Origin of the sequence: Nocardia sp. NPDC046473 (assembly GCF_040645995.1) — a bacterium.
In the GTDB taxonomy this organism is placed as follows: Bacteria; Actinomycetota; Actinomycetes; order Mycobacteriales; family Mycobacteriaceae; genus Nocardia.
In genome coordinates, this window is record NZ_JBEYZJ010000008.1 from 306,337 (window position 1) to 328,473 (window position 22,137).

13 protein-coding genes are annotated in these 22,137 nt (G+C 65.9%); 8 read left to right on the forward strand and 5 right to left on the reverse strand.

Annotation, left to right across the window (positions count from 1 at the left end; translation table 11 throughout):
- Positions 1–72 precede the first annotated feature (72 nt).
- Positions 73–999, forward strand: a complete 927-nt coding sequence (locus ABZ942_RS29120) for a bile acid:sodium symporter family protein (RefSeq protein ID WP_357387947.1) — start codon at positions 73–75, stop codon at positions 997–999.
- A gap of 50 nt (positions 1,000–1,049) precedes the next feature.
- On the opposite strand, the gene ABZ942_RS29125 is transcribed toward ABZ942_RS29120, so the two are convergent.
- The 5 genes from ABZ942_RS29125 to ABZ942_RS29145 form a co-directional block, all read right to left on the reverse strand.
- A complete protein-coding gene (locus ABZ942_RS29125) occupies positions 1,050–1,289 on the reverse strand; it encodes a hypothetical protein (protein ID WP_357387436.1) in 240 nt (79 codons plus the stop codon).
- A gap of 125 nt (positions 1,290–1,414) precedes the next feature.
- Positions 1,415–2,902 carry an NAD(P)/FAD-dependent oxidoreductase gene (locus ABZ942_RS29130; RefSeq protein WP_357387438.1) on the reverse strand — a complete coding sequence of 496 codons (1,488 nt, stop codon included), beginning with the start codon at positions 2,900–2,902 and terminating at the stop codon, positions 1,415–1,417.
- A gap of 115 nt (positions 2,903–3,017) precedes the next feature.
- Positions 3,018–4,229, reverse strand: a complete 1,212-nt coding sequence (locus ABZ942_RS29135) for a DUF6545 domain-containing protein (RefSeq protein ID WP_357387440.1) — start codon at positions 4,227–4,229, stop codon at positions 3,018–3,020.
- Positions 4,230–4,234: 5 nt separating this feature from the next.
- Positions 4,235–4,777 carry a hypothetical protein gene (locus tag ABZ942_RS29140; RefSeq protein ID WP_357387442.1) on the reverse strand — a complete coding sequence of 181 codons (543 nt, stop codon included), beginning with the start codon at positions 4,775–4,777 and terminating at the stop codon, positions 4,235–4,237.
- 705 nt (positions 4,778–5,482) lie between these two features.
- Entirely contained in the window at positions 5,483–6,073 is a 591-nt protein-coding gene (locus tag ABZ942_RS29145) for a hypothetical protein (RefSeq protein ID WP_357387444.1), read from the reverse strand.
- 682 nt (positions 6,074–6,755) lie between these two features.
- On the opposite strand from ABZ942_RS29145, the gene ABZ942_RS29150 reads away from it, so the two are divergent.
- The 7 genes from ABZ942_RS29150 to ABZ942_RS29180 all read left to right on the forward strand — a co-directional run bounded on the left by ABZ942_RS29150 (position 6,756) and on the right by ABZ942_RS29180 (position 22,132).
- Positions 6,756–15,209, forward strand: coding sequence for an SDR family NAD(P)-dependent oxidoreductase (locus tag ABZ942_RS29150; protein ID WP_357387446.1), 8,454 nt, complete (start codon positions 6,756–6,758; stop codon positions 15,207–15,209).
- 25 nt (positions 15,210–15,234) lie between these two features.
- Positions 15,235–16,797, forward strand: a complete 1,563-nt coding sequence (locus ABZ942_RS29155; protein WP_357387448.1) for an NAD(P)/FAD-dependent oxidoreductase — start codon at positions 15,235–15,237, stop codon at positions 16,795–16,797.
- A 69-nt stretch (positions 16,798–16,866) separates the two neighbouring features.
- Positions 16,867–18,648: a long-chain-acyl-CoA synthetase gene (locus tag ABZ942_RS29160; protein ID WP_357387450.1), complete on the forward strand. Its 1,782-nt coding sequence runs from the start codon at positions 16,867–16,869 to the stop codon at positions 18,646–18,648.
- Positions 18,645–19,454: an alpha/beta fold hydrolase gene (locus ABZ942_RS29165; protein ID WP_357387452.1), complete on the forward strand. Its 810-nt coding sequence runs from the start codon at positions 18,645–18,647 to the stop codon at positions 19,452–19,454. The genes ABZ942_RS29160 and ABZ942_RS29165 overlap by 4 nt, the downstream gene beginning before the upstream one ends.
- The gene (locus ABZ942_RS29170; RefSeq protein WP_357387454.1) at positions 19,451–19,927 is read left to right on the forward strand and encodes a PaaI family thioesterase; all 477 of its coding nucleotides are present in this window, start codon (positions 19,451–19,453) and stop codon (positions 19,925–19,927) included. The genes ABZ942_RS29165 and ABZ942_RS29170 overlap by 4 nt, the downstream gene beginning before the upstream one ends.
- Positions 19,928–19,988: 61 nt before the next feature.
- Entirely contained in the window at positions 19,989–21,413 is a 1,425-nt protein-coding gene (locus tag ABZ942_RS29175; protein WP_357387456.1) for a cation:proton antiporter, read from the forward strand.
- Entirely contained in the window at positions 21,410–22,132 is a 723-nt protein-coding gene (locus ABZ942_RS29180) for a response regulator transcription factor (protein WP_357387458.1), read from the forward strand. Before ABZ942_RS29175 ends, ABZ942_RS29180 begins: the two co-directional genes overlap by 4 nt.
- The last annotated feature ends 5 nt before the right edge of the window (positions 22,133–22,137 follow it).

Genomic DNA, 22,137 nt, shown 5'->3' on the forward strand with positions numbered 1-22,137 from the left:
CGGTGATTGTCTCCGCGCGTAGCGTCGCAAGGCGCGATGATCGAGTGGATTCGATCGAATGGCGAGGACACCATGGACTCTGCGCTGGTTTCTGTCGGGCTGCCCGTGGTTTTGATAGTGATCATGTTCGGTCTCGGGCTTTCGCTCACCGTGCACGACTTCACGCGAATCGCGAAAAGCCCCAAGGCGGTCGCCATCGCGCTGGGGTGTCAGCTGGTGGTGTTGCCGCTGGCCGCGTTCGGTCTGGTTCTGCTGTTCGATCCGTCGCCGCTGCTCGCGATCGGTGTAATGCTGCTCGCGGCATCGCCCGGTGGGACGGCGGCGAACCTGTTCAGCCACCTGTTCCACGGCGACGTCGCGCTCAATGTCTCACTCACCGCGGTCAATGCGGTGATCGCGGTCGGCACCGTACCGGTGGTCACCAACCTCGCCATCGACTATTTCGACCCTGGCGGCGCGGCCGCCGTCGGGTTGCAGTTCGGCAAGGTCGTGCAGGTGTTCTCGATCGTGTTGATCCCGGTCGCGCTCGGCATGCTGGTGCGCCGGTGGTCGCCAAGCTTCGCGGATCGGATGGACCGCCCCGTGCGCATCGGTTCCGCGCTCACCCTGACCCTCGTGATCACCGCGACGATGGTCGACCAACGCGCCGACATCATCCCGTACATCCGGGCAGTCGGCGTCGCGATGATCCTGTTCTGCCTGATCAGCCTGACCGTAGGCTACGTCGTGCCCCGCGTCCTCGGCGTCGAAGGCCGCCAGGCGATCGCCTGCTCGATGGAAGTCGGCATCCACAACGGCGTCATCGCCATCACGATCGCCATCAGCGTGTTGGACAGCACTGAAATGGCCATCCCCGCAGCGGTATACGGTGTCGCGATCTTTCCCCTGGCGGCGGGCTTCGGCTGGCTGGTGACTCGACGTCGAGCGCGAAATGATGCGGCGCAGACTCGGCCCGCAGCGGGAAGTGACACCGGCAGCGGGATGTCACCGACGAGATGATCCCATGCCGGAGACCCGGCGACGGCAGCCGCCGTGTGCGCTGACGACGATCAGTGGCCGTTGCAGCCGTAGGGGTTCGGGCACGATGTGCCGGCGGACATGCTGAGGAGGAGCTTGGTCAGTGCCGCCGAGGAGCCGGTGCCGGAGTCGTCCACCGGGGCTGCGCCGGGAGCCGTGCTCGTCGGCTGCTCCAAGGGCAGGCCCGGCTCGGCCGCAGCCTGGCCGGCGGCGGCCAGCATGCCGAGCGCAATCACGCCTGCCGCAACACTATTCGTGATCCTGATGGTCATCGGTCGCCATTCTGTCGAGGTGCACGCCGCCGGAACGGCCGCGGTGTCGACAGCAAGGTTAGGAACAGAGGCGGCAACCGAACAGACTGAAGTTGCCGTGCCCCCGGCGTCGGGGGCGGCGACTACTACTTGCCCGCGCCGGAAAGCTCGAAGGCTTCGGGTTGGGGGTGCCGGGTGGCGCGCCAGTAGCTGGTGCCGGTGCCCGGCCAGGACTGGCGGTTGCGGCCGGTGTGGTCGAGGAACCAGCTGTGGCAGCCGCCGGTTACCCAGACGGATCTGGTGAGTTTGCTGTGCAGCCAGTGGTTGAAGTCGCGTTGGACACCGTTGTTCACCTCGAGGCGGGTCGAACCGCTCTTATCCATCATGCGCAGGCACTGGGCGATGTAGCGGACCTGGGCTTCGATCATGAACAGGATCGACACCGCGCCACCGCCGGAGTTCGGGCCCATGATCATGAAGAAGTTCGGGAAACCCGCGACGGTCATTCCTAGGTAGGCCTCGGTGCCGTCGCGCCAGGCCTCCTGGATGGTGAGTCCGTCCCGGCCGACGATGTGCTCTGTGGCACAACGATTGTCGGTGGCGAAGCCGGTGCCGAGAATGACCACGTCTACTTCGTGCAGTTCGCCGTCGGCGGTGCGGATCCCGGATTCGGTGAACTCGTCGATGTCGGCGGTCACCAGGTCGACATCGGGTCGCTGCAGGGCCGGATAGAAATCGCTGGAGAACAGGATTCGCTTGCAGCCGAACGTGTAGGTGGGAGTGAGCTTTTCGCGCAGTTCCGGGTCGGGCACCTGCTTGCGCAGATGATGCAGCGACAACCGTTTGAGCAGGAAGTTCAACCGGGGATGGAAGTAGCCGAAGACCGGCGCCTCGTGCATCAGGAACGAGCCGGTGCGGTAGATCCGCATCAGGCCGGGGAAGGCCTTGAACAGGCGTAGCTCGGTGTTGCTGACGGGGCGATCCATTTTCGGCAGCACCCAGTGTGGATTGCGCTGGAACACCGCGACATGTGCTGCGGCATCGGCGATCTGGGGCGCGAGCTGCATGCCGCTGGCGCCGGTGCCGATGACCGCGACCCGTTTGCCGGTGAGATCCACCGAATGATCCCACTGGGCGGAGTGGAACACCGTGCCGGTGAAGCTGTTGCGGCCCTTGAAATCCGGGATGTAGGGCTGGTGCAGTGCGCCGTGCGCGGCGACCACGGTGCGCGGGCGATATTCGTCGCCGTCCGCGGTGCGCACCACCCATCGGTCGCTGTCGTCATCGAATTCGTAGGACACTGCCTCGGATTGGAATCGGATATACGGTTCGAGCTCGTAGTCCTTCACGACCCGCCGGATGTAATCGAGTATCTCCGGCTGGCCGGCATACAACCTGCTCCAGTCGGTGTTCGGCGCGAACGAATACGAATACATCATCGACATGACGTCGCAACCGCATCCGGGATAGGTGTTGTCGCGCCAGACGCCGCCGACGCCGTCCGCCTTCTCCAGCACGACGAAATTGCGTTCGCCCGTTTCCAGTAGTTTGATTGCCATCCCGATACCGGCCAATCCGGTGCCGACGATGAGGACGTTCGGATGCGCCGGGCTCACCGGATCGATGGATGCCATTGTTCCCCTTCACATGCTGCCGACTTCGACAACGGCATCGATGCCGACGATAGAACCGACACGATTACACCACAGGGGAGCGCATGACGTACAGAAAAATGTTCATGCAGTGAAGCTATGCGTAGGCGCGCGTACCTTGGGTAGCGGTGACGCTGGTCGTGTGCAGCAGCACCTTCGCGGGCTGCCACAGCCGAAGCATCGTCTGCTCGTCGGGCACGTCGGCGCCGCGTGCGGCAGGGGCCCCGGTCGGTTCACCACCGCCGTCGGCGAGCCGCTGCGCCGCCATGACCAGTTCGGCGACCATGCGCAGGTGTTCCTGGTCGTCCTCGTCGACCGTCGTCTCGATCAATTCGTCGACCGCGGTCGGCAGCGGCAGCACGTATCTGGCCACGATCTCGGCCGCATCGTGGATCTCCATCCGCCTGCGGTGCAGCCGCTCCTGCGGTGAAACGTTCCAGCTGTCCGCTCTTTTCAGCTGGAACACCACCTGGGGTGCGGCGGACGTCAGGTCCCGCCACATCGGATAAATCCTGCGCGCGACACGTGATTCACCATCGAGCCGCAGCAGTTGCACGACGGCCTGGGTCGAGGACGGGATGAACACCGTGACCAGGGCGACGAAGATGAACAGCCCGGGCTCACCGGAGGCGAAGCCATCGGAGACGGTGTTGTAAATGCTGTACGTGAATTGGTTGCCCGCGCCCGCGAAGTCCACGATCGCGGACACCGCCATCAAGCAGACGGGCAGCGAGCTGGCGATGCCGAAACAGACCAGGGTGGCCACCGTGATGCGCTCCCACAGGGTGGTCGTCCGCCACACCGTGCCCCTGATCTTCAAAACATAGTAATAGCACGAAACCAGCACTGGCAGAGCCGAATACAACGCAATGTAGATGCCGTACCGCCACCCGCCGTACTCGGCGATGGACGCCATGTCGTGAGTCCGGGCCGGTGCGCTGAGCGCCAGGAAGGCCAGGCCGATGGCCCCCGACAGTCCGAGCACGATCCGGAACTGGACGCGGTAGCGCACCGGGCCGTTCTCGTGCAGCAGCGCCATCCCGAGTCCGAACGCCCAGGCGGTGACGGTGAGCCAATGCCAGGTATCGAACACCGTGGGCAGGCCGCCGGGGATGACCCGGGCCACGTGCCGGGCGAAGACCGGTTCGCGGAGGAAGGCGGCCGCCGCGTCGAAGCCGAGCAACGTGTTGATCAGGCAGCCGAAGATGGACGTGTGCAGGGTCAACGCCAGCCGGATCAGCGTGATGACCACGATGAAGACCGTCGCGGAGATGGTGAGCCCGGCGGGCATGTGGTCATGCGGCCACATGTGCGCTACAGCTCTTTCAACATCGGGTCTCGCCGCGGTCCGACCGTCCTGGCCCGGAAGCCGATCAGGGTCGCCAGCAGCTCGGCCTCATACTCTTCGATCGACGCGTAGCTGGACGCACCCCGGGCGGCGCGCACGGTGGACAGGTCGATTTCATGGTTCAGCGGCACCCCGCTCGTCAGCGTCGACCACTCCACCGCCGAGATCGATGTGTCCTGCCCGTGATTCAGCAGCATATGGCTGACCTCGTGCAATGCCACGTGCAGTTCGACGGCGGGGTCGGATGACTGCCGCAGAAAAATCACGTCGTAGCCCTTACATGCCAACCACAGTCCGCACAGCCCGACCGGAGCCGTGGGCGGCAGCAGTAATCGCACGATTCGCCGCCCGCGCATCCGTTCGACCGAGGCGATGAACTCCTCGATGGTCCAGTCGGCCGGAAGTTCGAGACGATCGACCACGGCTTGCAGGCGGGCGCGCGTGGAGATCTTGCCTCGGGTCGGGTTCCACCGGAGGGTGGAGACCTTTCGCCGGAACAGTCTCAACATGTCACTTGCCTCCTCGTCCGAGTGAGGCGATCCGCGCCGATGGTGTCCGGTTCGCCGGCATAACCGCTGGTGCGAGCTGCAGCGTCGAGGCCGGCGGAATGCGGATCGTATGCGTTCACGATTTCCTCCCCCGAGCACCTGGAGATCTTCACCTTGTTATCGCGCACAACAGCGGCATCGTTGCCGCCGGCGCAATGTTTTCGTCGAAGACGTCCGGTTCAACTCCGAAGCGCGACCTTGTCCATTGTTCCGGATGTCCTCAGGTGGCCGGCATGTCGACACACGTCGAGTCACTATCGTCGACTTGCCAGGCTGGCTAATAGCCTACCTGTCACCCGCGCTTCGCGTAGTTGTAATTGTGTGGTCAAGGGGAATTGATTGTGCCGTTGACCTGGTCGGATATCGATAACGGCAATGCTGGAACGGCTTGCGCCGCAGCGGCGGTGGAAGATCAAGTGCAGGTAGAACGCCGAAACGTCGGGGCGCCGAGCAGGTTTCGACCCATCCGGTGCACTGACGAAGACAGCCGACGACCGCCGCTGATCGTGCACCGCGGCGGAGGCGAACTCGGGATCTGTTGTGTCTCAGGCGGTGTCGGCGTGCAACCTGCCCAACGGCTGCCGAGGAACCTCGACGCCGTCCAGCGCGATCGGTCCCGATCCGCTGTGTCCCAGGCATATCGAGTCCGCGGGCTGCTGGCGCCGACTACGTCTGTGGGTTGTCGTCTCGGTCGGCTTCGTGCCCGGGATGTCCGGGGTCGGCGGTATTTTGCAGCGCCTGAAGCAGCCGGTCGATCGCCGTTTTGGGGAAGATGAGCTGATAGCCCTCGGTGTGGCTGCGCGCCCGTTTCAACTCGATGCCGAGGCGGTCGAGCTCGGTCACCAGATCCACGACGGACCGATGCTTGCGCGTGAGGTTCTGTAGCGCGCTCACGCCGCTCTCGACATCGTCGTCGTCCACCAGCACTGCCGCGGCGGGTCGTTCGTCAGCGGGAGGGACCAGCGTGCCGCCGTGGTACAGCGCCGAGGTCGCGCTCCCGGTCGGCAGACCGAGGGCCTCGAGTGCCCGGTTGTACTTCGCCTCGGTGGTCGCGCTGATCGTGTCGACCTGCCCGCTCTCGATGCGGGACTGGACATTCCGAGTGGGACCGCCCAGGTCGTGGATGTGCTGGTGAGTTACCAGGTCATCGGGAAGATTTCGCTGCCGGAACGCCTTCAGCTGCCGTCCGAACCGCTGTCCAGCCGACTCGACTTTATTACGCTTCACGGTCTCGCTGGCGCCCAATTCGTCGCCCATGGGAAGCATCCTACCACTTGACTGCTCATCTACACGCATCACTGCTCATCTCCGCTCACGAGAGGGCGCAATAGCAAGATCATGCCCTTACGGCGTCGTTCTTGCCGCGATACGGTCCTCCAGGATGCGCATCGATGAGAGATAGATGCACACCAATGCACACCGATGTGTTGACATGAGTGATTGTGGTCGTTAAATTCGGTCCATGAGTGCGGTTCTGGGCACTAGGCGTGAGGGGGCATCGATCATGTGGAAGTTCAGCACGACTCCCGATGGCATGACGTTCGCCCGCGCCGACCGGTCCACCCCGCTCATTGCCGATGACACACCGCCTGCTCGGCGTTGGAACGGCTCGGAGCGACCGCCGAGGTCCGTTCGCAGAGCGCCGACAGCGGTGTCGGCAACGGCTCGGCGTTCGAGTTCGCCCGGCCGTCTACCGAAAGTCATTCGGCTGGCGATCATCTCAACTCGACGGTCATGTTCCTCGAGGGGGGAACATGACCGCCTGCATTGAACAACAGCCTGCTCGATATCGCCTCGCCGACGGGAATGATGTCGCGCCCGCGCGCATCGCCACGCCACGCGCGAATGGTCGATACGGATCCTGATCGGCTCGGCGGCAACAACTGAGACGTTGCCGCCGTGGTCGATAGATGTGTGTTTACAAAACGAAGGTAATGCGATGGATTCTGTGCACAGCTCCTCGATCGAGGCCGAGTCGACCGCCAACGAGGGCATTGCCGTCGTAGGGATCGGCTGCCGGTTCCCGGGACGAGTTTCCGATGTAGCCGATTTCTGGCAACTCCTGCTCGACGGGCGGGACGCGGTGCGGGAGGTCCCGGAGGACCGCTGGTCCGGCGCCGCCTTCTACGACCGCGATGCGGCGCGCCCCGGCCACCTGCGGACGCGAGCGGGCGGGTACCTCGACGACGTCTCGTCGTTCGACGCGCAGTTCTTCGGCATCACCCCGCACGAGGCCGCGCGGATCGACCCGCAGCAGCGCCTCTTCCTCGAGACGACCTGGGAAGCGTTGCAGGACGCGGGAATTGTGCCCGAAGACCTTGCGGGCACCAAAACCGCTGTCTACGCGGGTGTTTCGGGTCATGACTACGGCATCATCCAGCTGAACCCGGAGAACCGTTACCTCATCGGCGGTCACACGATGACCGGTGTCACGAATTGCATTGTGGCCAACCGCGTCTCGTACATGCTCGACCTGCGCGGCCCCAGCATGATCGTGGACACCGCATGCTCGTCCTCGTTGATCGCGATCCATCTCGCGTGTCGCAGCATCCGTTCCGGTGAGGCGTCGATGGCGCTCGTCGGCGGCGTCAGCACGCTGCTCATCCCCGAGGCGACCATCGGCTTCAGTCAGGGCACCTTCCTGTCGCCGGAAGGTCGCTCGAAGTCGTTCAGCGACACCGGCGATGGTTACATCCGCAGTGAGGGCTCGGGCACCATCGTGCTCAAGAAGCTGTCCGCCGCCGTCGCCGCCGGTGACCGCATCTACGCGGTGATCCGGGGCAGCGCGACGAACTCCGACGGCCGCACCAACGGCATGACCGTGCCGAGCGAGGACGCGCAGGCGCAGATGATCATCGACGCCTGCCGCGACGCCGGCGTCCGTCCGTCCGACATCGGCTTCGTCGAAGCGCACGGCACGGGTACTGCGGTCGGCGACCCGATCGAGGCGCGCGCGCTCGGCAAGGCACTCGGCATGGGCCGAAATGGCAACGGGCCGTGCATCGTCGGCGCGGTGAAGTCGAACCTCGGCCACCTCGAGTCGGCCGCAGGCATTGCCGGTGTCATCAAGGCCTGCCTCGTGCTGCAGAACGGTGAGATCCCGGCGAACCTGCACGGCGCGGTGCCCAACAAGGAGATCCCGTTCGAGGAATTGGGCCTGCAGCTCGCCCAGACCCGTCAGCCATGGCCGGGTGACGGGCCGCGCCTCGCGGGCGTGAACTCCTTCGGATTCGGTGGATCCAATGCCCACGTGATCCTGGAGGGCCCGCCCGAGGGTGCGGCAAATATCAACGCGGACAACGCGAATACCGAGACAGGAGCGGCGCAGCAGCCGGTGCTGTTCACGCTCAGCGCGAAGACCAAGGACGCGCTGCACGCGTACGCCGACAGCTACGCGGAATTCCTGGACGAGCCGACAGCAGCGGCACTGCCCGCCCTCGCGGCCACCCAGGCGCAGACGCGTGCGCACTACGACCACCGCCTCGCCATGGTGTGCTCGTCGACCGACGAGCTGCGCGACGCGCTGCAGGATATCGCGAAAGGCGAAGCGCCGGAAGCGATTCGCAGCGGCGTCAAGGCGCCTGCCGCGCCGAGTGTGGCGTTCGTGTTCTCGGGTCAGGGCCCGCAGTGGTGGGGCATGGCGCGGGAATTGCTCGCGCAGAACGAGGTTTTCCGGCAGACGGTCGAGCGGGTCGACGGCGAGCTGAGCAAGCATGCCGACTGGAGCGTGCTCGAGGAGCTCGGTCGCGACGAAGCCGACAGTCGCATCGGTGAAACCTTCATCGCCCAGCCCGCGGTGTTCGCGGTGCAGGTCGGACTGGCCGCGCTGTGGCAGAGCTGGGGCATCGTCCCCGCCGCCGTGGTCGGCCACAGCATCGGCGAGGTCGCCGCCGCGTATGTGTCGGGGGCCTTGTCCTTCGAGGACGCGGTCCGGGTCATCTTCCATCGCAGCCGGGTGCAGCAGCAGGCCTCCGGCAAGGGCAAGATGCTCGCGGTCGGCTTGCCGCTGAGCGAGGTGGAGCAGCGGGTCGCCGGGTATCGCGGCCGGGTGTCCATCGCGGCCCTCAACGGCCCGGAATCCATTGCCCTGGCCGGTGATCCGGATGCGCTCGAGGAGATCGAGCGCGAGTTGAGCGCGGAAAAGATCTTCGCCCGCATGCTCCAGGTCAGCGTGGCCTTCCACAGCCACCACATGGATCCGCTGCAGGACGAACTGATCTCGTCGCTGGCCGGTCTCACCTCGGGTCCGGCCACGGTCCCGATGTACTCGACGGTCACCGCGGACATCGTGCCGACCGGCGGCCTGGATGCCGAGTACTGGTGGCACAACGTGCGCGAGCCGGTGAAGTTCGCGCCCACCGTCGATCGCCTCATCGAGGATCAGCACCTGGCGTTCATCGAGCTCGGCCCGCACCCGATCCACGGGACGGCCATCGGTGAGCTGCTCGATCAGCGGCACGCCGAGGGGGTGGTCGTCGCGTCGCTGCATCGCAAGCAGAGCGATCGCGAGACCCTGTTGTCCGCACTCGCCGCGCTGTACGTGGCCGGGTTCGACCCGTCGTGGGACGCCCTGTTCGCCGGGATCGAGCAGCGCGTGCAGGTGCCGTTCTACCCGTGGCAGCGCGAAACCTATTGGCTGGAAACGCCGTCGGCGCACGACCGGCGCTTCCCGTCGCTGGCCCATCCGCTGGTCGGCGAGGTGGGCCGGGTCGCGGACGAGCCGGGCAAGCATGTCTGGGAACTGGTGCTCGACCCGGCTATCTACCCGTGGCTCGATGATCACCGCGTGCAGGGTCCCATCGTCTTCCCCGGTGCGGCATACCTGGACATGGTGCTCGGCTGCGCGGAAAGCGCGTTCGGCGCCGGTCTGTACTCGCTCGAGGACGTCGAATTCCGCCGCGCGCTCTTCGTTTTCGACGACCGGCCTGCTCCGGTCGTCCAGGTGGTGCTGACCGAGTCGCTGCACTACTCGGTGTACAGCCGGCAGGACGGCGACAAGGATTGGACCCTGCACTCGGTCGGCACCCTGCGCCGCGGCGCCCCCGCCACCGAACTGCCGGTGCCGTTCGCCGAGCTCGACGCGGAATGCCCCGACGAGATCGAACCCGCGCACGTTTTCGCCAAGCTCCGCAACAACGGCCTGATGCTCGGCCCGACGTTCAAGGCGATCACCAAGCTCAACTACGCCGAACTCAAGTCGCTCGGCCGCATCGATACACCGGCCGCCCTCGCGGACGAGGCGCCGCGGCACGCGATCCATCCCGCGGTGCTCGATTCGTGCTTCCAGTCGCTGTCCATCTCGATGGGCAACGACCCGAACAACGACGACAAGACCCTCTACCTGCCGGTCGAGGTCAAGCGGCTCAGCTTCTACGCCAAGGCGACCGGCCGGGTGTACTGCTACGGGCGCGCACAGGTCACCGACGACATCGCGTACTGCTACGGCGATCTGTGGATCGTCAACGAAGACGGCACCCTGGTGGCCGAACTCGAAGGCTTCAAGGGCAAGTCCATCACGCAGAGCACCGAGGACGGCGACGCACTGCTGCAGTGGCTCTATGAGTTCCGCTGGCACGAGTCGCCGGTGCGCACGAAGACGCGCATCCCGGCCGACACCTTCCCCTCGGTCGCTGCCCTCGACACGGCGGTCGAGCCGCTGGTCGACGAGCTGCGGCACTGGTCGGTGAACCGCGAGTACCACGCGGTGGCCGAAGCGGAGATGAACGAGCTGTGCGTCGCGTACATGACCGAGGCGTTCTACAAGCTCGGCATGCAGTTCGCGGTGGGCCGAAGCTGCACCGTCGACGAGATCGCGGCCGAGATGGGGGTGGCCGACAAGCACCTCCGATACCTCGCTCGCGTGCTGGAACTGCTGTCCCAGCACGGGATTACCGAGACGGACGGTGCCGCATGGCGGCTGCTGGCGGTGCCGGAGCGGGTCGATACGGTCGCGGCGCTCGCGGAGTTGCAGGCGCGGCGTCCCGATGAATGCGTGCCCGAGCTCGCCGTGCTTGAACGGTGCGGCACGGAACTGGACGCGGTGCTTCGCGATGACGTCAATCCCATCGAGCTGATCTTCCCCGAGGACGAATTCCAGTCGGTCGCCGACCTTTACGGCCCCTCGTTCTCGTTCGGCAAGGCCAACCGGATCGTCAGCAAGGTCGTCGCGGAGTGCGTGCGCGAGCTGCCGACCGATCGCCCGGTGCGGGTGCTCGAGATCGGTGCGGGCACGGGTGGCACGACGCCGTACGTCCTGTCCGAGCTGCCTGCGGATCGTGCGGAGTACGTGTACTCCGACATCACGCAGCTGTTCCTCGGCAAGGCGCGTCATCGGTTCAGCGAATACGACTTCATCGATTACCGAGTCCTCGACATCGAGCACGACATCGAGGGCCAGGGCTTCGATCCGCACTACTACGACATCGTGGTGGCCTCGAATGTCGTGCACGCCACCGCAAGTCTGAGCCACACTCTCGGCAACGTGCAGCGTCTGCTGACCTCGCAGGGCCTGCTGCTGGTGGTCGAGGCGACGGTGCCGCCGCACTGGGTGGACCTGACCTTCGGCATGACCGAGGGCTGGTGGGCGTTCAGCGATCACGAGCTGCGGCCCGACTACCCGCTGATGCGGGAGGCGACCTGGCGCGAGTTCCTGCCCACCGTCGGCTTCGAGGGCGTGCAGATCTTCTCCGACATGGCGACACCGGAGGAGACCGGCAACTCGGTGATCCTGGCGCGGACGCGGGCCATCGACCTCGCGCCGTACCAGCCGCGGGTCGAGCCGGCGCCCTGGGTGGTGCTGGCCGATGCGGACGGGGTCGGCGAACGCTATGCCGCGCTGCTCGGCGAGGCCGGCGCGTCCGGCGTGATCGTCACTCGTGGTGAGGATTACGAGCAGATCGACGGCCGCACCTACCGGGTTCGCTCGAACAGCAGCGCCGATCTGCAGCGGGTGCTCGAGCAGGTGCGGGAGTACGCCGGTGACGTGGCCGGTGTGCTGCATCTGTGGAACCTGGACTTCGCCGAGGCCGAGCTGACCACCGAGGCGCTGCCCGCGGTGGAGAGCGAGGGGGCCTACAGCGTGATCGCGCTGGCCCAGGCGGTCGAGGAACTGGACTGGGTGCAGGCGCCGCGACTGTGGATCGCGACCTCGGGGGCGCACGTCCTCGAGCGGACGGAACACATTGCGCTGAGCCAGGTTCCGAGCTGGGGCATCCTGCGGGTGCTGTTGAGCGAGCACAGCAGTCTGCGGGCGAAGATCTTCGACTTCGACCCGACCGCCGCCACCGAGCAGCGCGCTTCACAGCTCTTCGACGAGCTGTTGCACGTGGACACGGCGGACGAAGAGGTCGCGTTCCGCGCGGACACTCGGTACATCGACCGCCTCGAGCATGTCTCGCTCACCGAGTTCGAGGACTCGGTCGCGATCCCGGCTCGAGTGTCGGACGAGACCCCGTTCGCGTTGGCGGTGCCCGCCGAATCGGGTGTCGAGCAGCTGCGCTACGAACGGCAGGAGCTGCCGGTCCTCGGCAGCGGTGAGGTCACCATTCGGCCGCTGGCCACCGGCCTGAACTTCCGCGACATCATGCTGACGCTCGGATTGCTCTCCGAGGGCGCAACTTTCGGCGGTTTCTACGAGAGCAACCTCGGCGTGGAGTGCGCGGGCACCATCAGCCAGGTCGGACCCGACGTGGACGGTCTCGCACCCGGCGATCGTGTCGTCGCGTTCGCTCGCGGCTGCTTCGGCAACCTGGTGGTCGCCGATGCTCGGCGGGTCTACCCGGCGCCGTCGAACCTGTCGGATGCCGAGGCGGCCACGCTGCCGATGGCCTACCTGACCGCGTGGTACGCGCTGGTGGAAGTGGGCAGGCTGCGGCCGAGCGATCGGGTGCTCGTGCACGCGGCGGCCGGTGGCGTCGGTCTGGCCGCGGTGCACATCGCGCACTCGTTCGGTGCGACGGTCATCGCCACCGCCGGTAGCGACGAAAAGCGGGACTACCTGCGCTCGTTGGGCATCGCGGATGTCTTCGACTCCCGTTCGCTCGACTTCGCCCAGGAGATCAGGCAGCGCTACGACGGCGTCGACGTGGTGCTCAATTCGCTGCAGGGCGAGACGATTCCGAAGAGCCTCGAGCTGCTGCGCCCGCGCGGCCGCTTCCTCGAGATCGGCAAGAAGGACATCTACGACAACTACAAACTGGGTCTGAAGCCGTTCGGCAACAACCTCAGCTACTCCGCGATCGACATCGACCGGATGCTGAAGGAAGACCCGGCGCTGTGTCGCGAGTCGATGACCAAGGTGCTCGACGCGGTCGTCGCGGGCACGCTGCCCGCGCTGCCGCACACCGACTTCGACGCCACCGAGGTGGCTTCGGCGTTCCGGTACATGGTCACCGCCAAGCAGATCGGCAAGATCGTCGTCGAGTACCGGCCCGACACCGAGCTGCTGGTCCACCCGACCTCGAGCGGCGAGGAGCCCGTCGAGGCCGACGGCACCTACCTGATCACCGGCGGCTACACCGGCTTCGGCCTGCGCACCGCCGAGTGGCTGGTCGAAAAGGGCGCCCGCACAGTGGTATTGGTCGGTCGCCGCGGCCAGATCGACGAGGAGAACGAGGAGCCGATCGAGGCGATGCGGGCCCTCGGCGTCAACGTGGTGCTCGAACGGGCCGACGTGTCCATCGAGGCCGAGGTGGTCGGCCTGCTCGAACGGATCGCGGAACTGCCGCCGCTGCGTGGGATCTACCACGCGGCAATGGTTTTGACCGACGGGCCGCTGGCCGGCATGACCGAGGCGGACTTCCTGCGCACCGTGCAACCCAAGGTCGACGGTGCCTGGCACCTGCACAACCACACGCGGGATGCCGACCTCGACGCGTTCGTCATGTTCTCGTCGATGAGCTGGAATGTCGGTACGCCCGGCCAGGCCAATTACGCGGCGGCCAACGGGTTCCTGGAGGCACTCGCCACGCACCGCCACGAACTCGGACTGCCTGCCCTGACCATCAACTGGGGCGCCATGGCCGAGGTCGGCTTCGTGGCACGCAACAAGCTCGACACCCTGGCCCGGCTGGGCTGGACGCCGATCTCGCCCGACCACGCACTCGACTTCATCGGTCGCTGCCTGGCCCAAGGTGTTACCAGCACCAGCGTTTTCGGCGTCAACTGGGCGAAGATGAACCAGGTCATGCCGATCATCCGCAGTTCGCCACGGCTCGCTCACCTGGCCCTGGCCGACAGCGTCGGTTCCGCCAGCGCCGGTGGCACCGAGGGGTTGCGGGCCGAATTGCTCGAGCTCGAGGAGGGGTTGCGGCAGCCGCGGCTCGTCGAGGCCCTGTCGCAGCAGATCTCGCGGATCTTCGACATGCCGATCGACCGTCTCGCGCACGACGTCGCGCTGACCGACCTCGGCATGGACTCGCTCATGGCCGGTCAGATCCGTAACTCGCTGGCCAAGCATCTCGACATCGACTTCCCGACGATGGGCCTGATGCGCGGGCCGACGGTCGTCGAACTCGCGACCGAGGTGCTCGCACAGGTCTTCGGTGAGGCGACCGGCGTGCTGCCCGCGTCGTCGGAAAACGCAGGGCCGCAACGCTGGATCCATACCGTGAAGGGCCGTTCCAGCACCGCGTCGCTGCGGGTGTTCGCGATGCCGTTCGTCGGTGGCGGCGCCTCGGTCTTCACGCCGTGGCCGAACTACCTGCCGGACACGGTCGAGGTGGTCGGCATCCAGTACCCGGGCCGCGAGGATCGCGTCAACGAGGTGCCGATCGACTCGATGCCCGACTTCATCGCGGAACTGGCCGATGCGATGCTGCCGCACCTGGATCGGACCTTCGCGATCTACGGGCACAGCATGGGCAGCCTGCTGGCCTACGAGCTCACCAAGTACCTCGAACAGAACTACGCCGAGATCCCGCTCAAGCTGATCATCGGCGGCTGGCCCTCACCGGCGCTGGTCGAGAGTTATGTGCGCAACCTCAAGCACATTCGCGACGGGTTCGACATGGATCGCGAAACGGACAGCCGGGTGCTCGAGGTATTGCGGGACAACGATCTGCTCGCGATACCCGTCGAGGACGAGGCCTCGGTCAAGCCGATGATGCCCGCGGTGCGGGCGGACCTGAAGATGCTCGGCGACTACCGGTTCGAACACGGAGTCGTGCTGCGGGCGCCGATCACGGTGCTGCGTGGCGCCGAGGACCCGCTGTTCGAGGTCGACCAGCTGCAGGGTTGGGAAAAGCTGACCAGCGGCCGGTTCGAGCTCACCACCGTTCCCGGTGGCCACCTGTTCATCCAGAACCCGAGTGCACAGGTGATGCGGACAATCGCCGATGAGCTGTCCGCCGAGGACCAATTCCCCAGCTTCACCAGCCTGATGGATGGGCACTGAGCAGCAGCTCGAACGGAGAGAAACGATGAAACCGATCGAACGTTACGACGTGGTGGTCTGCGGCGGCGGCCTGGCGGGGTTGACCCTGTCGCGCCAGCTCAAGCGGAGCATGCCGGACCTCACCGTGCTGGTGCTGGAACGGACCGGAGGCGACATCCCGGACGGCGCGTACAAGGTGGGGGAGGCGACCGTCGAAGGCGGCGCGCACTACTTCACCGAGCAGCTCGGCCTCACCGGGTATTTCAACAAGCAGCATCTGCACAAGCTCGGGCTGCGCCTGTTCTTCGGCGACCAGCACGGTCCGTTCGAGGCGCGGCCCGAGATCGGTGCGCGGCGATTCGCCAGGGTGCCGTCGTATCAGATCGACCGCGGCATCTTCGAGCGCGATCTGCGCCACGGCGCCAAGGATCTCGGCATCGATCTGATCGAGCAGGCCAAGGTCATCGACATCGAGCTGGCGCAGGACGACGACGATCATGTCGTCACCTACGAGATCGCCGGCGTCGGCGAGCGCTCGGTCCGCACCCGTTTCGTCGCCGACGCCTCGGGGCGCGGCAAGCTGATCCAGCGCAAGCTCGGTCTCGGCACGCCGAGTCCGCACAAGATCAACGCGGCCTGGTGGCGCCTCAAGGGCGAGTACGACGTGGAGAAGATGGCGCAGCCGACCAGCCCGACCTGGATGCCGAAGACCCAAGAGCGCCGGTGGTTTTCGACCAATCACCTGATGGGTACCGGGTACTGGGTGTGGATGATTCCGCTGTCCTCCGGGAACACCAGCATCGGCATCGTGACCGATGAGCGGATCCACCCGTTCAAGACGTACTCGACGGAAACCAAAGCGCGGCAATGGATCGCCGAGCACGAGCCGACGCTGGCGAAGTTCACCGAGAACGCCGAACTGCTCGACTTCCTGGCGCTGCGCAACGCGAGTTACGGCTCTACCCAAGCCTTCTCGCACAACCGGTGGGCGTGCGTCGGCGAGGCGGCGGTCTTCCTCGACGCCTTCTACAGCCCGGGTTCGGACTACATCGCGTACACGAACACCATGACGACGCGGATGATCGAACTCGACCGCAAGGGCCGCCTGACCCCCGACGTCGCGCAGTCCTACAACCGGCTGCTGCTCGAGGATCTGTGGCCGAACTACCTGCAGATGTACCACGACAACTACCAGATCTTCGGACACGCACCGGCCATGTTCACCAAGGTCATGTGGGATACCTCGTTCTACTGGGCGCTGCCGTCGCAGATGCTGTTCCGCGGCTTGCTCACCAGTCCGGACGCGGCCGAGGAGTTCCATCCCATCGCGTCGAGGTTCTTCGGCATCCAGTCGCGGATGCAGGCGAACCTGCGGGCCTTCGCGGCACAGGCCCCGCAGCCGGACAAGTACCTGTTCGTCGAGTACAGCAAGGTGCCGATCTGCGCGCAGCTGCACCTGGATCTGCTCACCGACAAGACCGCCGCGCAGACCTTCCGGGACATGCGGCGCAATGTCGATCGGTTGGAATCCTGGGCGGACTCGTTCGAGCAGGAGATCGCCGCGCGGATCGATCTGCCGCAGCGGGCCGAGGCAGCACTGCAGGCCTAGAAAGGAACTTTGCCGCTATGACGGCAGCGAGTCCGTCGAGTATGGCGAAACTATCGGAGGGCGCTTAGCGTGTCGCTGATCCACCGCATCCAGTCGTACGGAACCCTCGCCCGGGGCCTGCTCGAAGGCTCCGGGTCCCACCGAACGCTGGCACTCGAGCTCGAGCGCAGAAGCGTGGTGCAGGCGGAGCATCCGTTCCTGCTCTATGAGGATCAACAGTTCGACTACGCGCAGGCCAATCGCATCGTCAACCGGATCGCCCACGCCTACCGGGGCGCGGGCGTCCGCAAAGGCGACGTGCTCGCCCTGCTCATGGAGAACCGGCCGGAGTTCGTCTGGCACTATCTGGCAGCCGGAAAGCTCGGTGTCGTCACGGCTTTGGTCAATACGCGGGCCCGTGGTGACGGGCTCGCGCACGCCCTGTCGGTGTGCGGGGCGAACCAGCTGACCGTTGGGTCGGAGTGCCTGCCCGCGTTCCTGGCCGTGCGCGACCGGGTGCCGGAAGAACTACTGCAGCGGTGCCGGGTGGACGAGGACCGCAAGGTGCCCGCCGGTAATGCCGCGGGTCTGCTGCGGTTCGTGCAGAGCCCGACGTCCACCGATCCGCCCGAAACCGCCGAGCACACCCTCGGCGACACGGGTGCGTACATTTTCACCAGCGGAACCACCGGGCTGCCCAAGGCCGCCGTGATGAGCTACCAGCGGTTGACCACCGTCGGGCGCGTCACCGGCGCGCTGGCCTGGCGGCTCGAACCGTCCGACGTCATCTACAACTGCCTGCCGCTGTTCCACACCAACGCGCTGGTGATCGCCCTGTCGAGCGTGCTCGCACACGGTGCGACGTTGGCGCTGGGCCGCCGGTTCTCCGCAGGCACGTTCTGGCACGACATGCACCGCTTCGAGGCGACGGGCTGCAACTACATCGGCGAGATGTGCCGATACCTGGTCAACACCCCGCCCGACGACCGCGACCGCGGGCATCGGGTGCGGGTGATGGTCGGTCAGGGGCTGCAGGCCGATGTCTGGACGGCGCTGCAGGCGCGGTTCGCGATACCCCGGATCGTCGAGATGTATGCGTCCACCGAGGGCAATATCGCCACCATCAACCTGTCCGGCGAGGTCGGCTCGGTCGGCAAGCTGCGCCTCGGCGGCAAGCTGGCGAAGTGGGACTTCGAGCGCGACGATTTCGTGCGCGAGAACGGCCGGCTGGTGGAGAGCGGGCCCGGCGAAACCGGGGTGCTGCTCGGGCCAATTCGGAAGAAGACACCGTTCGGCGGCTACCGGGACGAACGGGCCACCCGCGCGAAGGTCGTCACCAACGCCTTCCGCGACGGCGACGCGCTGTACAACACTGGAGATGTGTTTCGCGTGGACGCCAAGAAGAATCTGTTCTTCATGGATCGGCTGGGCGATACCTTCCGCTACAAGGGCGAGAATGTGTCCACCACCGAGGTGCAGGAGCAGCTCGTTCGGTGGCCCGGCATCGCCTCGGCCAGCGTGTACGGCGTGCCGATTCCCGGCCGCGAAGGCCGGGCCGGCATGGCCGCCGTGGTGCTCGCCGACGGCGCGCGATTCGACGGCGACGCACTCGCCGCGCATCTGGACGCGGCGTTACCGCCTTACGCGCGACCGGTTTTCGTTCGAGTCCGGCCTACGTTGGAAACAACAGCGACACTGAAACTGTCCAAGTTGGCGCTGCAGCGCGAGGGCTTCGCGCCGCGGGAAGGGGAGCCGATCTATGTGCGCGATGCAGGGGACCGCACCTACCAGGAGCTGACGCCGGAGCGTTACGAAGCCATCGTTCGGGCCGAGGAGAGAGCAATGACTCTGGAAGGAACCGAGAGGCTATGACTTTAGAAGGAACTTTCGACCCGGTCGGCTCGCCGTCCACGGAGCCGCTGGCCATTCGGAAATCGGGTACCGGACCTCCCGTCGTGCTGGTGCACGGCGGGATGCCCGCGCCGATGACCTGGGCGGCGCAGCGAGATCTCGAGGCGAATTGGTCGCTGATCGTGCCGAACCGCCGCGGCTTCTCCCCGAGCCCCGCCGCGCCGTGGCAGGACTTCCTCGCCGACGCCGATGATCTGACGGCGCTCATCGAGGAAATACCGGGCGGCGTACATCTCATCGGCTTCTCCTACGGCGGCCTCGGCGCGATCATCGCGGCCGAGCGACTGCCACACCTGGTTCGGTCTTTGACGCTGATCGAGGCGCCGCTGTGGAACGCCGCCGAAGAGGACGAATCCGTGCGTGAGCTGGCGGAACTGTCCGATCGATACGCCGAGAGCACCGACGACGCGGAGGCCGAGAAGAAATTCTTCGCGGTAGCCGGTGTCGATCCGGAGATGCTCGCCGACGTGGGCGACGACGTGCGTGAGGCTTTGGACATGGGGCGCAAGCTTCGTTCGCCGCGCGAGGCCAAGCCTCGATTCGAAACCATCACCGAGGCCGGCGTGCCGACGCTGGTGTTCTCGGGAGATCACCACCCCGCGCTCGAGCGGGTGTGCGATGCCATCGCCGCGCGGCTCGACGCGCAGCGGGCCCATTTGCCCGGAGCGGGGCATGCCGTCCAGCATGCGCCGGGGTTCAACACGATGTTGGAAACATTTCTGACAGCCGCGGAACAGAGTCGCAGCAATGGAGGAGCCACTAAATGAGCGATGAAGCCACGATTCACGGACACGACAAGGTCCTCGAATACACCATCGAGCTCTTTCGCAGCTTTACCCCGCCCGGAGTGACCCTCCAGCTTCCGCCGCCCTCGGCGAAGGACATGGACATGCAGTTCGAAGAGTATGTCCCGGGAAAGTCGTTGACCGCGACGGCGGCGGCGCCGCCGCAGTACGCGAATGCGGTCGGCCTGGTGCAGGGCGGCTTCATCTCCGCGATGTTCGACAACCTCATCGGCCCGCTCAGCTACCTCACGGCCCGCGGTCCGGCCACCACCCTGGAACTGACCACGCATTTCATGCGGCAGACCTTTCCGGGGCAGCGGCTGCGGTTGACCGCCACCGTGCGTAAAGCCGGACGAACGGCCATCTACATCGACGCGGACGCCTACACCGAGGACAACAAGCTGGTAGCCACGGCGAGGTCCACTGTGCAAGTTCTACCCGTGCCGACCCAGTAGCCGAGGTGTCCACCTTCGCTACGGCGAAGGTGGACACCTCTTTTGACATCAGAGGTTTTCGATGCCCTCATTACTCGAAGTCGCAACGCATTTCTTTTTGCAGGTCGCGATCATTCTCGTGACTTGTCGCCTGCTGTGGCCGGTGTTCCGGCGGCTCGGGCAGGTTCAGGTGGTGGCGATCATGGCCGCCGGCTTCGTCTTGGGGCCATCGGTGTTGGGTGCGGTGTGGCCTGCGGGGCAGGAGTGGCTTTTTCCGACAACGCTCACAGTGGGCACGGCGACGATCACCCACCCGAATCTCACCACCATCTATGTGGTGGGTCAGCTCGGCCTGGTGCTGTACATGTTCCTGGTCGGAGCCTCGTTCAAGCTGGAAATTCTCCGGTCGCACCTCGGCAAGGCCGGAGCCACTTCGTTTGCCGGTATCGGCGTTCCCTTGCTACTGGGTGGGATAGTCGGCTGGTGGATGGTCGGCCAAGGCGACTACTTCACCGACAAAGTCGGCAGTGTGCAGGGCGCGTTGTTCGTCGCCTCCGCGGTCGCGATCACCGCATTCCCGATGCTGGCCTGGATCATTCACGCTTCGGGGTTGTTGAACACTCGGCTCGGCACCATGTCGCTATCGTGTGCGGCCTTCGACGATGCCTGCGCCTGGGTGCTGCTCGCGACGGTCGTGGCCACCACCAAGGACAGCATGTCCGGTGCGTTCCTCGCGATCGGTGGCGGCCTGGGCTATCTGCTCTTCATGACCGTTATCGCGCGGCGCTTCCTGGTGCGACTGAATACCTGGAAACCGCGCGACGGTGACGGCGAGCGCACCGGTGGTCTGCCGGTGACGCCGCTGGTGATCGTGCTGCTCGTGGTGCTGCTCGGCAGCTGGTTCACCGACTACGTCGGGATCTATTCGGTGTTCGGGGCTTTCGTGGCAGGTTGCGTGATGCCGCGCGGGCAGTTCCTCGATACCATCCGTGATCGATTCGAACCCCTGGTCGCCTACCTGCTGCTGCCGGGCTTTTTCATCTACTCCGGACTCAACACCAAGCTCAGCCTGATCTTCGAGCCGAAGGTACTGGCGGTCGCGGCCGTCGTGATGGTCGTGTCCTTCGCGGGCAAGTTCGGTGCCATCGGACTTGCGGCGCGCTGGCAGGGGATGAGCTGGCGTGAAGCGGGCGCGATGGGCTCACTCGCCAACGCACGCGGATTGATGGAGCTGATTCTGCTCAACATCGGCCTCACGGCGGGGCTGATCACCGGCCAGCTCTACACGATCCTCGCGTTGATGGCGATCGTCACGACGTTCGTGGCCACACCGGTGATGCGGCTGTTCGAACGCAGCGGCTGGAAGAACGGCATCGTCTTCGGTCCCTCCGGTGAGGAACGGGCGCCCGAGGTCGACGAAGCCGGGCCGTCCGAGGGCGAAGAACCCCGTACGCGCGAGAAGGTGCTCGGACGTTCGCGCGTCGATGTGGCCGATGGTCCGCCATGACAGTCGGGTTCGGATCGGATCAGGTAAACCAGCTGCACAACGGCCGTCGCCGTCGGGTCGGGTTGCGCACTGTCGGTGTGGTCCAGCCGAGGACCCTGCTCGTCGCCTCTGACTTGCCTTTCGCCCGAACGGATTTCGAGGACGCGGTGGCGGCCTCGGGCAGTTTCGCGCTCGCGGGTACCTGTACCTGGCGCGAGGTGGTGGATCGGACGGTGCGCTGGCATCCCGACGTGGTGGTCCTCGACGCCTCGGTGACGCGACTGGCCGGGCTGGCCGAGACGGTGGCCCGGCTGCGCGCGGTCGAGCACGCGCCGATGATCACGCTGCTGGTGGAAGACGGTGCCGCCAAGGCGGATATCGATCGGGTCGACGCGGTGGTGGCGATGGACCGCGGCGTGGTCGCGGTGCTGGAGGTGCTCGAGGTGCTCGCCTCGGGCGCGGTGCTGGCGATGGCACCGCGCGCGGGCCGGGTGCACGCCGGGGTGACGATGGATTATGAGGTGCGGCAGCGGCTTTCGACGCTGACCAAGCGGGAACGGGAGATCCTGCGGCTGGTCGTCGACGGACTGTCCAACCGGGAGGTCGGCTCCCGGTTGTTCATCAGCCCGGAGACGGTGAAGGAGTACGTCAGTCGCATTCTCGCGAAATTGAAGGTGGCCAGCCGGATCGAGGCCGCGGTGGTCGCCGTCCGGGCGGAGTTCGACGATGGCGCCTGGTAGCCGAT

Bases quoted from the DNA above. Each gene is read 5' to 3' on its own strand.
- ABZ942_RS29125 (WP_357387436.1), bottom strand. From the start codon at position 1,289: ATGACCATCAGGATCACGAATAGTGTTGCGGCAGGCGTGATTGCGCTC.
- ABZ942_RS29140 (WP_357387442.1), bottom strand. From the start codon at position 4,777: ATGTTGAGACTGTTCCGGCGAAAGGTCTCCACCCTCCGGTGGAACCCG.
- ABZ942_RS29130 (WP_357387438.1), bottom strand. From the start codon at position 2,902: ATGGCATCCATCGATCCGGTGAGCCCGGCGCATCCGAACGTCCTCATC.
- ABZ942_RS29175 (WP_357387456.1), top strand. From the start codon at position 19,989: ATGCCCTCATTACTCGAAGTCGCAACGCATTTCTTTTTGCAGGTCGCG.
- ABZ942_RS29180 (WP_357387458.1), top strand. From the start codon at position 21,410: ATGACAGTCGGGTTCGGATCGGATCAGGTAAACCAGCTGCACAACGGC.
- ABZ942_RS29135 (WP_357387440.1), bottom strand. From the start codon at position 4,229: ATGTGGCCGCATGACCACATGCCCGCCGGGCTCACCATCTCCGCGACG.
- ABZ942_RS29150 (WP_357387446.1), top strand. From the start codon at position 6,756: ATGGATTCTGTGCACAGCTCCTCGATCGAGGCCGAGTCGACCGCCAAC.
- ABZ942_RS29155 (WP_357387448.1), top strand. From the start codon at position 15,235: ATGAAACCGATCGAACGTTACGACGTGGTGGTCTGCGGCGGCGGCCTG.
- ABZ942_RS29145 (WP_357387444.1), bottom strand. From the start codon at position 6,073: ATGGGCGACGAATTGGGCGCCAGCGAGACCGTGAAGCGTAATAAAGTC.
- ABZ942_RS29170 (WP_357387454.1), top strand. From the start codon at position 19,451: ATGAGCGATGAAGCCACGATTCACGGACACGACAAGGTCCTCGAATAC.
- ABZ942_RS29165 (WP_357387452.1), top strand. From the start codon at position 18,645: ATGACTTTAGAAGGAACTTTCGACCCGGTCGGCTCGCCGTCCACGGAG.
- ABZ942_RS29120 (WP_357387947.1), top strand. From the start codon at position 73: ATGGACTCTGCGCTGGTTTCTGTCGGGCTGCCCGTGGTTTTGATAGTG.